The organism is Bacteroidia bacterium (assembly GCA_037045145.1).
Classification (GTDB): Bacteria; Bacteroidota; Bacteroidia; order AKYH767-A; family OLB10; genus OLB10.
The window spans coordinates 186,066-197,800 of sequence record JBAOIA010000012.1 but is presented as its reverse complement, the minus strand read 5'-3'; the positions used below and the strand labels follow the sequence as shown (position 1 = coordinate 197,800).

The window sequence follows — 11,735 nt, the reverse complement described above, 5'->3', positions numbered from 1 at the left end:
ACAACCGGAAATTCTATAACAGTTTGATTTATTACTTTTGCGGCAATCAAAATAGTAAGTGTTTAACGTGGCAGAAGCTGGATTTTTAAAGACAGAGAAAGAAATTTTTACGGAGTATATGATCAGCAATGGGCTACGCAAAACACCGGAGCGTTATGCTGTACTTGAAGAAGCCTATCAAATTAATGGACATTTTAATGTGGACATGCTTTTTGAGCTGATTCAAAAACGTAAGTTGAGAGTAAGCCGGGCTACCGTTTATAATACTATTGAGCATTTATTAAAATGCGGTTTGGTAACAAAGCATCAGTTTGGCGAGACCAAATTTATTTATGAAAAGTCGTTTGCCTATAAACAACACGACCATCTTATTTGTGGCGATTGTGAAAAGGTATTTGAATTTTGCGACCCTAGAATTTATCAGATTCAGTCAACTGTAGAAAAATATTTAGATTTAAAAATAACACAACATGCCCTGAATTTTTATGGAAAGTGTAATAAACTCAAACAAACAGGGTCGTGCGAATATTTTAAAGTAAAAAAACAATGAATTTTAATTTTACAACTTCAGAAAAAGGAAATTACTGCATTATTAAACTTTCGGGCAACCTCATTGAGAAAAGGCAGGCTAATGAGTTGATGGACGAAATCAGTACTTGCATAATCAGAGATATGAAATCGTTTGTGCTCGATTTTACCGATTTGCGTTTTATGAACAGCAGTGGACTTACTGTATTATTAAATATACTAACTAAGTCGCGTAAAGCAGGTGGCGACACCATTATTTGTAATATAAACAGTCAGTTAAAATCTGTTTTTACTATTACAAGATTGACAGAGGTTTTTACCATAAAAGAAAATCAGGAAGCAGCCATTGCTGTCATCTGACAAATAAAAATATTATGAAAATAGACGTATTGCTTGGACTTCAATGGGGCGATGAAGGCAAAGGAAAACTGATAGATGTTTTAGCACCCGACTATGATGTGATTGCACGCTTTCAGGGCGGGCCTAATGCAGGACATACCTTAGAATTTGATGGTATAAAGCATGTACTTCACACCATTCCATCAGGTATTTTTCGTGAGAATAAACTAAACATCATTGGTAATGGTGTAGTTATAGATCCACTAATTTTCAAAAAAGAGTACGATTCGTTGTTGAAATTAGGAGTAGATATAAAGAAAAATCTTTGGGTATCACGCAAAGCACATCTCATATTACCAACGCATCGTTTACTTGATGCTGCATCAGAAGCAATGAAAGGTAAGACAAAGATAGGTTCAACACTGAAAGGAATCGGTCCTGCCTATATGGATAAAACCGGACGTAACGGTTTGCGTGTTGGCGATATAGAAAGGCATGATTTTAAAGATGTGCTTAATACATTACTAAACAAACATGCCGAACTGCTTGCATTCTACAAACACCCTACAGTCAGCAAAGAAGACCTCGAAATGTGGCTCGAGAGTATTTCAACTCTTCGTGAAATGAAATTGGTTGACAGCGAGTATGAAATAAACAATCTGATTAATTCCAGTCAACGAATATTAGCAGAAGGTGCGCAAGGTTCGTTACTCGATATTGATTTTGGTTCCTATCCATTTGTTACATCCAGCAATACTATAACTGCAGGTGCTTGCATCGGACTTGGTGTTCCTCCTTCGGCAATCGGCAAAGTTTTTGGTGTATTCAAAGCATATTGTACCCGTGTAGGCAGTGGCCCATTTCCATCTGAGCTAAATGATGCTACAGGCGAAGAACTTCGTAAGAAAGGGAATGAGTTTGGCAGCACCACCGGACGTCCAAGACGTTGTGGATGGCTCGATTTGCCTGCTTTGAAATATGCTGCAATGGTAAATGGCGTGACCAGCCTGATGATGATGAAATCTGATGTACTTAGCGGTTTTGAGAACCTGCAGGTCTGTAATTCATATAAAGTGAATGGGCAGTCTTCGGCACGAATGCCGTTTAATATTGTGAATGAAATTCCAGAACCTGAATACCTTTCTTTTAAAGGATGGCAGAGTGATATCAGTAAGACAAAAAATTTCGAGAGTTTACCATCTGAATTACACAACTACGTACAAGCAATTGAAAAATACACAGGTCTGCCATTAGATGTTGTATCGGTAGGCCCTGACAGAACGCAAACAATAATCAGAAAATAAAATGAAAATATTTTCAGCATTTCTGGTCGGTATTCTTTTTTGTTCAAACGTTTACGGGCAACAGCTTTCTATAGAGAATAAGCCTGCTTTAAACGAAGAGTCAAAGAGTGTTGATTCATGGGTTGTACATTTAGATCAGGATATGAGCTATTGTATTTCTACGTATAGTGAATTCATGCGAAAGAATTTTGATTATCGTGTTAGTCGTAGAAGTAAAAGTGTGCATGCTGTAGATAAAAAAATGTTTTCTGAAATTTCAAATCTGCGAATTGACCAACGTGCCATATTTACACAGGAGTCTAAAGGTACAGCTGTTGCATTTCAATTCAGCCCCGGTTATGATATACATTTTGGCAACACCATGTATAAAGAAGAATTTGACCGTGCAAGAGCCTTGGTTGTAAACTATGTGCATTTTCATTACAAAATGTTTTATAATGATCAGATAAAAAGTCTGAAATCGAAAATTAAAGGATTAGAAAAAAATATCAGTAACAATCAGTCAAAAGTTGAAAAGAATACCAAAACAATCAGCCTGAATGCAGAAGACATTTCAAATAAAGCTGTAGGAGCAGATAAGTTAGTCGAGAAAAATGAGAAGTTAGAAAAGGAAAATGTTGCTTTGGCAGCGGAGGTGGATAAATTCAGAACACAGATAACACAATTAGAAACAGAAATAGACAATGCAAACCAAAGCCTTAAAGTGGTTGAAGCATTTAATTAAAATATACAATGAGTGAAAAAAGTGAACATGTAAAGTGCCTGATTATAGGATCGGGTCCGGCAGGATATACAGCAGCAATTTATGCAGCAAGAGCAGATTTAAAGCCTGTAATGTATCAGGGATTGCAACCCGGTGGCCAGTTGACAACAACAACAGAAGTAGAAAATTTTCCTGGTTATCCAAAAGGAACCATGGGGCCTGAAATGATGGAAGAGTTTCGTCTGCAGGCTGAACGGTTTGGCACCGACATCAGATGGGGCTATGCATCATCGGTTGATTTTAAGGGACCTGTACATAAAGTAATCATTGACGAAGAAAAAGAAATTACAGCCGATACAGTAATCATTGCAACAGGGGCATCGGCCAAGTGGCTTGGGCTGGAGAGTGAACAACGACTTAATGGTTTTGGTGTTTCTGCATGTGCAGTTTGTGACGGATATTTTTTCCGCAATCAGCATGTAGCAATTGTTGGAGCAGGTGATACTGCTGCTGAAGAGGCAACTTACCTTGCGAAGTTATGTGCAAAAGTATATATGATTGTGCGCAGAGATGAAATGCGTGCATCAAAAGCGATGCAACACAGAGTAATGAACACTGCAAATATTGAAGTTTTATTTAATACAGAAACCAAAGAGGTTATTGGTGAAAAAACAGTGTCTGGTGTAAAAGTTGTAAATAATGTTACCGGTGCAGAACGTCTGCTTGATGTTACCGGCTTTTTTGTGGCAATTGGACATCAACCTAATACTGATATTTTCAAAGAATGGCTTGATATGGATCAAACCGGCTATATCATTACCAAAGCGGGGTCAACCAAAACAAATATTGAAGGTGTTTTTGCATGTGGCGATGCACAGGATAAAATTTACAGACAGGCTGTTACCGCTGCAGGAACAGGCTGTATGGCAGCGTTAGATGCCGAACGATATTTGGCTGATAAAGGCATTCATTAGAAAAAATCATTAGCATTGTTTTGTTAAAAATTTTATTTCAACAGCAAAAAACCTTGTTGTATGAATGGTAAATTTGTTTGAAATGAATATTACAGACACTTTTAAACATCAAGGATTAAGGCGACAGCTAATTGCAGAATTAAAGACTAAAGGAATAAATGAAGCAGCTGTTATTGCTGCCATGACAAAAATTCCACGTCATGCATTTATGGATAATGCATTTATTGAATCGGCCTATATAGACAAAGCCTTTCCAATTGGTTCAGGTCAAACAATTTCACAACCCTATACTGTTGCTTTTCAATCAATGTTGCTTGGCATTCAAAAAGGTGATAAAGTGTTGGAAATCGGAACAGGTTCGGGCTATCAGACATCTGTGCTTTGCGAATTAGGGGCTAAAGTATTTTCTATTGAGCGACATAAATTGCTTGCCGATAAAGCAAAACTTTTACTCGAAAAGCTAGGGTACATGCCTAAAATTCATTTTGGCGATGGCTTTAAAGGTTTGCCTGCATTTGCACCATTCGACAAGATAATTATTACCTGTGGTGCACCCGATATTCCGCAATCATTGTTTGAGCAGTTGAAGACGGGCGGTGTTATGGTTGTTCCCGTTGGTGAAGATGTTCAGGTGATGAAAACCGTTATAAAAAAGCCAGATCAAACCATGGAAGTAGTCGATTTTAACTCATTTCGCTTTGTACCCATGTTGAACGATAAAGTAAGAAGTTAAGATAGTCAGATATTCTGCCATAGCAATTCCTTTTTAATTATTTTTACATTTAATCTGATGCAGGCAACATTTGTCTGTTAAAGTGAGTCTTTATAAATGGAATGCATTCAAAACAGTTATGACAGACCGTGAACTAATTGAAGGCTGTATTCGCGGTGACAGAAATTGCCAGAGAGCTTTGTTCGAAAAGTTTGCCGGCAAAATGAAAGTCGTTTGTATGCGCTATGTCAATAACCACGATGATGCAGAAGATGTTTTACAGGAAGGGTTTATTAAAGTATTCAAATATATAGCTAAATTTAGTTTTGAAGGATCGTTTGAGGGTTGGATAAGAAAAATAATGGTCAATGCAGCACTTACAAAAATTACACGCTACAGTTACAAAGAAGAAGTAGCCATGGTTCATACCAACATGCCTGTTTACGACTATGGTGATGTAATTGCTGATATGTCTGCCAAAGAACTGAAAGCACACATCAATGCTTTGCCTGATGGTTACCGGTTGGTTTTTAACATGTATGTGATAGAAGGATTCTCACATAAGGAAATTGCAGAAAGTCTGCACATTTCAGAAGCAACATCGCGCAGTCAGTTATTAAAAGCACGGTTGGCTTTACAACAAAAACTAAAAAAAAATAAAATAACATACAGTCATGCAGGATGAACAATTTGATGATCTGATCAGACAAAAGTTGAATTCTGAAGAGGAGTCAGTCAGTACCGGGCTGTGGAGTAGGGTAGAAGCAGAATTGCCTGTTGCCAAGCAAGGGGTTTTTAATAGGAATTTACTTTGGTTGTTACTGTTTTTACTTATTCCTTCCGGAATAGGGTGGTATTATTTTACTTCAAATCAAACAGAAATTTCTTCTTTAAATGATAATCAACCTAACAAAGCAGAGGCAATTAGTAATAAATCATCTCTGGTAAATATTGCAGATAACAAATCAGAACAAGACAATTCAATTAAGTCAGCGAACAATGATGCTGCCAACAATTCAATAAGAAACCATTCAGCTAAAAGTAATTACAGTACCGTCTTAATCAATAATAACGCAGTTCCAAAAACTTTGGAACCATTGAGGGTAATTGCATCAACAACCAAAGAAAACCCTAAGGTTAATAATAGTGAATGGGATTTGCTTAAACCAATACAAATAACCTTACCGGAATCAGAAATCAGTCAGGCACTAATTACCCACAAGCCGGCTTCGGAAATAGAGAAGACAAAAAAAGGAATTCGCGTTTTTACAGATGTCTATTATGCTCCAGAATTTACCCAACATACACGGGATTTAGGAAGTGGTAATACTGCATATCTGAAATTAAGAAGAAACACAGAGAAAAACATATATTCTCATAGCCAAGGAATAAGAGCGGGCTTTTGGCTGAACACCAATTTCTTTTTTAAGACCGGTATTGATATTTTTGATATGAATGAGCGACTCAGCTATACATTTATTCCGGGCATGGGAAATCTTCCTGTAGGCATGCGAATTGATTCTATTAATGGTTACTATATCAATCCACTCACAAACGCTTTGGTTGCCGACACCATTGTGGGTTCTGTTAATGCTACAGGTGAAATCATCATTTCAAATCACTATCGTTTTGTTAATGTGCCAATAATGTTTGGATGGCGATATAACAGAGGACTATGGAGCATTCAAAGTAGTGCAGGGATATATATGAATATTTATTCAGGCTATAAAGGGAAAATTATTCAAGAAAATATGCAGTCGCTGATAGATATTTCTTCAGCTGCTACACCTTATAAACAAAACATCGGTTTAGGCATTTCAGGTGAAGTTATTGCTACCTATAGTATTTTTCAAAATATTGAAGTACTCATTGGTCCTAAATATAATTATCATTTAAGTGATATCAGTCGCAAAGGCGCACCTATTCGTGAAAAAATGAGTAGCATCGGTATGTTTTCAGGCATTAGATTAAATTTCTGATACATAAAAAAAGGCAGCCTAAGCAAAGGCTGCCTTTAAATAAAATATTAACTCACACTTATTTTTGTTTAACCAATTCTATCATACAATTCATAGCAACCTCGTCACTCACCACAGCACCTCCGGATGTCAAAGTTTTATTCCAGGCTATTCCATAATCTTTACGGTTAACCTTTCCTGTCAACTTAAATCCTGCCTTGGTATTCCCCCATGGATCTTCAACAGTGCCTATATGTGTAGCTTCTAAAGTAACACTTCTTGTTACACCTCGCATAGTAAGATTTCCTACAACCTTAAATTTTTTATCACCGGCAGGTTTAAATGATACACTGGTAAAAGAAATTTCAGGATGGTTTGCCATGTCAAAAAAATCTGAGCCACGAAGATGCTCATCACGTTTATCGTCATTGGTATTTATTGACAATACAGGTGCTTTAAACTCAACCTTGCTGTCTTCAAAATTATCTTTTGTTGAAGTCATAGAAGCAGTGAAGTCTTTAAAATGACCGTCAACTTCTGCAATAAGCATGTGTGTAACGGTGAATCCAATTTTAGAATGACTCTTGTCTGCAGTCCATTTTGTTTGTGCATGAAGGCTGAAAGTGATAGCTACTGCAAATGCACTTAGAAATAATTTTTTCATTTATTTTATATTTTTTGATTTATGGTGCAATGATAGAACTACGGGTTGCACTAAAAATTAACCTAGGTTAACTTTATATAAATTAATTAAAAATTCAGTTGTAACTTTGCATTTAACAATGAATAAAAACAGTTAGAAAAGTTTTGTCATCAAATAATTGCAATGAATTTCAATAGCCTTATATCATGTTGAAGTTTTTTCTTAAAGCTTGGTTAGGTATAACAGCTATAGGGATTTCCATACTGATGTATGACAGTTGTGAACAACAAAAAATTATAGAGTATGAAAAGTCTTTACCCAAACAACCAGAGTGGGATAGTGCCACATCACCAACCTATCAGGAGTTAATGATACAAAGAAGAAGATTTGAAGAAAGACATAAAAATGATAAAATGAGAAAAAAGAAAGATAAGCCTGTTCAAGATAGTTTAACAAAGGAGCAATTGCAACAAAGAGAATGGATAGAAGACATGGTGGAGTCAGAAATAGAAAACAAGATGGATTAACCACACTTTTTTTTATTTATTTTTATTCTTTACCATAATCAATTTCATCAACGAAAAAAATCTCATAGACAGAACATTAAACAGAAGCAAGCAAAGCAATATTGCAAAGTTGTGATTTGTCCGCCCAGTTTTACTGTTCGGACAAGCTCACCCAGTTATACTACCATTCGGACAGATCCGCCTGGTTATACTGTTCGGGTAAACTTTCAAACGATGTGGTGGAGTTTACCGCCCTATTTCGAATGGTGGAGTTTACCTCCCTATTTTATCTCCGTATGGAGGGCGAGCAAGCCTCGCCCTAAAGTGATTTGTCCGCCCGGATGACACCGGTCGGACGGGCCCGCCCAGTTATACTACTATTCGGACAGATCCGCCCAGTTATACTGTTCGGTTAAACTTTCAAACCATGAGGTGGAGTTTACCTCCCTATTTCGAATGGTGGAGTTTACCTCCCCAATTTATCTCCGTAAGGAGGGCGAGCAAGTCTCGCCCTAAAGTGATTTGCCCGCCCGGATGACACCGGTCGGACGGGCCCGCCCAGTTATACTGTACGGGTAAACTTTCAAACCATGTGGTGGAGTTTACCTCCCCATTTTAGCTCCGTAAGGAGGGCGAGCAAGTCTCGCCCTAAAGTGATTTGCCCGCCCGGATGACACCGGTCGGACGGGCTTTCAAATTTTATCTTTGACAACGTTCTTACAAGATTATAACGAATTTTTAGAACAAGAAGCCGTTGTGATTTGCTTTCAAATTTTATCTTTGACAACGTTCTTACAAGTTTTGAGAGAATTAAACTGCTCCTGATTGGGTTGTGATTTGCTTTCAAATTTTATCTTTGACAACGTTCTTACAAGAAAAAGTCAATCAGTAATATCTTAAACTTAGTTGTGATTTGCTTTCAAATTTTATCTTTGACAACGTTCTTACAAGCCCAATGCTTTTTTCCCATACAGACGAATTGTTGTGATTTGCTTTCAAATTTTATCTTTGACAACGTTCTTACAAGGACCACAACGTTAAATTGGTGACAGAGAAAGTTGTGATTTGCTTTCAAATTTTATCTTTGACAACGTTCTTACAAGTGCTTTTGTTGTGTGCAATACCCACCGCAGTTGTGATTTGCTTTCAAATTTTATCTTTGACAACGTTCTTACAAGCTTTCTGAAATGAGTTAATGAATAGTTATTGTTGTGATTTGCTTTCAAGTTTTATCTTTGACAACGTTCTTACAAGGGTTAAGCGACAAGAGAGAGCGCAAGAGCGTTGTGATTTGCTTTCAAATTTTATCTTTGACAACGTTCTTACAAGAGTACAAGGGCTATTGGTTATCGTCCACCGTTGTGATTTGCTTTCAAATTTTATCTTTGACAACGTTCTTACAAGCAGCACTAACCGACCATCAAGCAAGACTGCGTTGTGATTTGCTTTCAAATTTTATCTTTGACAACGTTCTTACAAGAAACAGCAAAGGTTCTTACAGAAGAATTGGGTTGTGATTTGCTTTCAAATTTTATCTTTGACAACGTTCTTACAAGCCACTGAACTGCGGGTTAACGGTTCCACCGTTGTGATTTGCTTTCAAATTTTATCTTTGACAACGTTCTTACAAGTGTCTTGTGGTTTTATATCGCCAATTTTGAGTTGTGATTTGCTTTCAAATTTTATCTTTGACAACGTTCTTACAAGAACTCGTGGTGTAGTGTAGCGTACTAACTGTTGTGATTTGCTTTCAAATTTTATCTTTGACAACGTTCTTACAAGAAAGTAATTGCCTTTAGTCAAAGTACTGTAGTTGTGATTTGCTTTCAAATTTTATCTTTGACAACGTTCTTACAAGTAATTAATCAACAGATTCTACGTTCTACCTGTTGTGATTTGCTTTCAAATTTTATCTTTGACAACGTTCTTACAAGTTCGCGGATAGTATGGCTTCTTGAGTTTAAGTTGTGATTTGCTTTCAAATTTTATCTTTGACAACGTTCTTACAAGACCATTGCCAGCAGACACCATGTCGCAGCAGTTGTGATTTGCTTTCAAATTTTATCTTTGACAACGTTCTTACAAGTTAGTGAATTGGCACTGCCACGGCCATGGCAGTTGTGATTTGCTTTCAAATTTTATCTTTGACAACGTTCTTACAAGCAGATCAGTTTAATCCGGTTTCCGGAGAACGTTGTGATTTGCTTTCAAATTTTATCTTTGACAACGTTCTTACAAGATTGCAGAACCTGCAGGGACTGGCGTTGCAGTTGTGATTTGCTTTCAAATTTTATCTTTGACAACGTTCTTACAAGTATTGTTTACTGTTTTCTAAATTCTGTATTTGTTGTGATTTGCTTTCAAATTTTATCTTTGACAACGTTCTTACAAGGTTTAAGATTAGCAACATGAGAGCAGCGCGTTGTGATTTGCTTTCAAATTTTATCTTTGACAACGTTCTTACAAGATGCAGAATCTAAGCTCTTACAAGTTCTTGCAGTTGTTGTGATTTGCTTTCAAATTTTATCTTTGACAACGTTCTTACAAGAAGTGAAGTTGTTGAAAATTGCATAGCATGTTGTGATTTGCTTTCAAATTTTATCTTTGACAACGTTCTTACAAGCTTTCCTGTTAAAGATGTTATGTCTCAACAATTTATGTTTTGTTTAAGGTTTTAAAAATCAGGTTAAGAACTAAAAATCCCGCTGCATCAGTGGGATTTTTCATTTCTGTTGCAGCTTTTTTTAAAAGCCATTTTTTAAAACAACTCCAATTGTTGACTGGTTTGCTGCTTTTGTTGTTCTTTTTTTCCATAATAAACTTCCATTTGTCCAAACTGTTTGTCTGTAATTTGCAATATGCCAATTTTTCCTTCAGAGGGTAACGATTTTTTTACCCTATTGCGGTGTACTTGTGCATTTTCGCTGCTGTTGCTATGACGGATGTACATGCTGAACTGAAACATCTGAAAACCATCCTGCAATAAATCTTTCCGGAACTTGGCTGCCAACTTACGATGCTTCTTGGTTTCTGTTGGCAAGTCAAACATTACAAGTGTCCACATAACACGATAGGCATTTAGGCGTTCGAAACTCATGATAACTCCGGGTAAAGCAATTTTCTTTGTTCTCCGGCAAAACATTTTACCAATGATGTTGCCGTGCGTTGTGTGGCTACCATCAGCGGGCTGCTTTCGCCATCGAGTGTAACATCTATTACCGGAATACCCAACAGGTGTGTTTTAATTTCTTTGTTCAACTCATCTGATATTCCCTGTTTTAAAATAATTTCAATAATCAGTTTGTCCACATAAGGTCGGTAGGGCTCCATCAGGTCATCGGCAAGGCAATAGGCATTGTAGCGGTTGTGGTGATGAATGCCTTTGGTGGGCAACAGTCCTGCAGCTACTATGCTTCTGGCCATGATGGCGCGCAGTATGGCATAGCCATAATTCAAATAATTGTTCGGAGGCAATCCATCGCGTTGCCGTCTGAAAAGGTTACCCGGTGCATGAGCCATGTCTGCAGGTAGTTTGGTAAAAACATTAGTCCAATAAAAAGCTGCGGCTGTGCCTTCGGCATTTTCGCTGTCGCCACTTTTCACATTGTTGTAAACAGGGTAGAGGCGTGCTGCATCAATTTGTTGATGTTGCAGCACTGCCGCCTGGTTTTTTATTTTTTGTACAATGGTTTGTTGCCACAGTTGTTTGCGCAAAGGCTCGCTGGCCTCTAATTGATGCTGGTAGCGCTCATGCTGAAGCGTGTTACCTTGTAAGGGCAGCAGCAATCCGGCAGGATGCCTTGTGTTGTTGCAGGTAATAACAGCCACATTGTTTTCCATCAGGGCATCCAACAGTCCATGTGTTATGGTTATCTGTTTATGGTCGAGCACTACTACACCAATATCTTCAACCGGTATGGTAGCCTGTGCCTGCTGCTTAAATAAGTTGTCGAGTTGCTTGTTTTTTTCTACTTCGGGCAGGCGCACCGTCAGCTGGCTGTTGGTCAGGCTCAGGTAAGCAGGGTTGCCAAAGTATAGCGTGCGTTTGATCATTTAATTTCTATTGAG

General features: G+C 37.6%; 12 protein-coding genes and 1 CRISPR repeat array. Of the genes, 9 read left to right on the top strand and 3 right to left on the bottom strand.

What is annotated here, in order from left to right:
• Positions 1 to 67: 67 nt before the first annotated feature.
• From V9G42_10240 to V9G42_10205, 8 genes are all read left to right on the top strand, one after another.
• Positions 68 to 550 carry a transcriptional repressor gene (locus tag V9G42_10240; protein ID MEI2759792.1) on the top strand — a complete coding sequence of 161 codons (483 nt, stop codon included), beginning with the start codon at positions 68 to 70 and terminating at the stop codon, positions 548 to 550.
• Positions 547 to 888 carry an STAS domain-containing protein gene (locus V9G42_10235; protein ID MEI2759791.1) on the top strand — a complete coding sequence of 114 codons (342 nt, stop codon included), beginning with the start codon at positions 547 to 549 and terminating at the stop codon, positions 886 to 888. Before V9G42_10240 ends, V9G42_10235 begins: the two co-directional genes overlap by 4 nt.
• A 14-nt stretch (positions 889 to 902) precedes the next feature.
• Positions 903 to 2,171, top strand: coding sequence for an adenylosuccinate synthase (locus V9G42_10230; GenBank protein MEI2759790.1), 1,269 nt, complete (start codon positions 903 to 905; stop codon positions 2,169 to 2,171).
• Between the two features lies 1 nt (position 2,172).
• Positions 2,173 to 2,895, top strand: a complete 723-nt coding sequence (locus V9G42_10225; GenBank protein ID MEI2759789.1) for a hypothetical protein — start codon at positions 2,173 to 2,175, stop codon at positions 2,893 to 2,895.
• An 8-nt stretch (positions 2,896 to 2,903) separates the two neighbouring features.
• Positions 2,904 to 3,848 (top strand): thioredoxin-disulfide reductase, encoded by a 945-nt coding sequence (gene trxB, locus V9G42_10220; GenBank protein ID MEI2759788.1) that lies wholly within the window; start codon positions 2,904 to 2,906, stop codon positions 3,846 to 3,848.
• 88 nt (positions 3,849 to 3,936) lie between these two features.
• Complete coding sequence (locus V9G42_10215; protein ID MEI2759787.1) at positions 3,937 to 4,581, top strand: protein-L-isoaspartate(D-aspartate) O-methyltransferase; 645 nt, start codon at positions 3,937 to 3,939, stop codon at positions 4,579 to 4,581.
• 118 nt (positions 4,582 to 4,699) lie between these two features.
• Positions 4,700 to 5,245 (top strand): RNA polymerase sigma factor, encoded by a 546-nt coding sequence (locus V9G42_10210; protein ID MEI2759786.1) that lies wholly within the window; start codon positions 4,700 to 4,702, stop codon positions 5,243 to 5,245.
• A complete protein-coding gene (locus V9G42_10205; GenBank protein MEI2759785.1) occupies positions 5,235 to 6,539 on the top strand; it encodes a hypothetical protein in 1,305 nt (434 codons plus the stop codon). Before V9G42_10210 ends, V9G42_10205 begins: the two co-directional genes overlap by 11 nt.
• 58 nt (positions 6,540 to 6,597) lie before the next feature.
• On the opposite strand, the gene V9G42_10200 is transcribed toward V9G42_10205, so the two are convergent.
• Positions 6,598 to 7,182 (bottom strand): YceI family protein, encoded by a 585-nt coding sequence (locus V9G42_10200; GenBank protein ID MEI2759784.1) that lies wholly within the window; start codon positions 7,180 to 7,182, stop codon positions 6,598 to 6,600.
• 185 nt (positions 7,183 to 7,367) lie between these two features.
• On the opposite strand from V9G42_10200, the gene V9G42_10195 reads away from it, so the two are divergent.
• Positions 7,368 to 7,688 carry a hypothetical protein gene (locus tag V9G42_10195; protein MEI2759783.1) on the top strand — a complete coding sequence of 107 codons (321 nt, stop codon included), beginning with the start codon at positions 7,368 to 7,370 and terminating at the stop codon, positions 7,686 to 7,688.
• A gap of 667 nt (positions 7,689 to 8,355) precedes the next feature.
• Positions 8,356 to 10,290: direct repeats of the CRISPR family, unit length 36 nt; unit sequence GCTTTCAAATTTTATCTTTGACAACGTTCTTACAAG.
• Between the two features lie 135 nt (positions 10,291 to 10,425).
• On the opposite strand, the gene cas2 is transcribed toward V9G42_10195, so the two are convergent.
• Together cas2 and cas1 are read right to left on the bottom strand one after the other, a co-directional pair.
• A complete protein-coding gene (gene cas2, locus V9G42_10190) occupies positions 10,426 to 10,764 on the bottom strand; it encodes a CRISPR-associated endonuclease Cas2 (GenBank protein MEI2759782.1) in 339 nt (112 codons plus the stop codon).
• Positions 10,761 to 11,720: a type II CRISPR-associated endonuclease Cas1 gene (gene cas1 / locus V9G42_10185; protein MEI2759781.1), complete on the bottom strand. Its 960-nt coding sequence runs from the start codon at positions 11,718 to 11,720 to the stop codon at positions 10,761 to 10,763. The genes cas2 and cas1 overlap by 4 nt, the downstream gene beginning before the upstream one ends.
• Between the last annotated feature and the right edge of the window lie 15 nt (positions 11,721 to 11,735).

Coding starts and splice junctions, on each gene's coding strand:
- V9G42_10235 (MEI2759791.1), top strand. CDS start 547: ATGAATTTTAATTTTACAACTTCAGAAAAAGGAAATTACTGCATTATT.
- V9G42_10230 (MEI2759790.1), top strand. CDS start 903: ATGAAAATAGACGTATTGCTTGGACTTCAATGGGGCGATGAAGGCAAA.
- V9G42_10225 (MEI2759789.1), top strand. CDS start 2,173: ATGAAAATATTTTCAGCATTTCTGGTCGGTATTCTTTTTTGTTCAAAC.
- trxB (MEI2759788.1), top strand. CDS start 2,904: ATGAGTGAAAAAAGTGAACATGTAAAGTGCCTGATTATAGGATCGGGT.
- V9G42_10210 (MEI2759786.1), top strand. CDS start 4,700: ATGACAGACCGTGAACTAATTGAAGGCTGTATTCGCGGTGACAGAAAT.
- V9G42_10205 (MEI2759785.1), top strand. CDS start 5,235: ATGCAGGATGAACAATTTGATGATCTGATCAGACAAAAGTTGAATTCT.
- V9G42_10200 (MEI2759784.1), bottom strand. CDS start 7,182: ATGAAAAAATTATTTCTAAGTGCATTTGCAGTAGCTATCACTTTCAGC.
- V9G42_10195 (MEI2759783.1), top strand. CDS start 7,368: ATGTTGAAGTTTTTTCTTAAAGCTTGGTTAGGTATAACAGCTATAGGG.
- cas2 (MEI2759782.1), bottom strand. CDS start 10,764: ATGAGTTTCGAACGCCTAAATGCCTATCGTGTTATGTGGACACTTGTA.
- cas1 (MEI2759781.1), bottom strand. CDS start 11,720: ATGATCAAACGCACGCTATACTTTGGCAACCCTGCTTACCTGAGCCTG.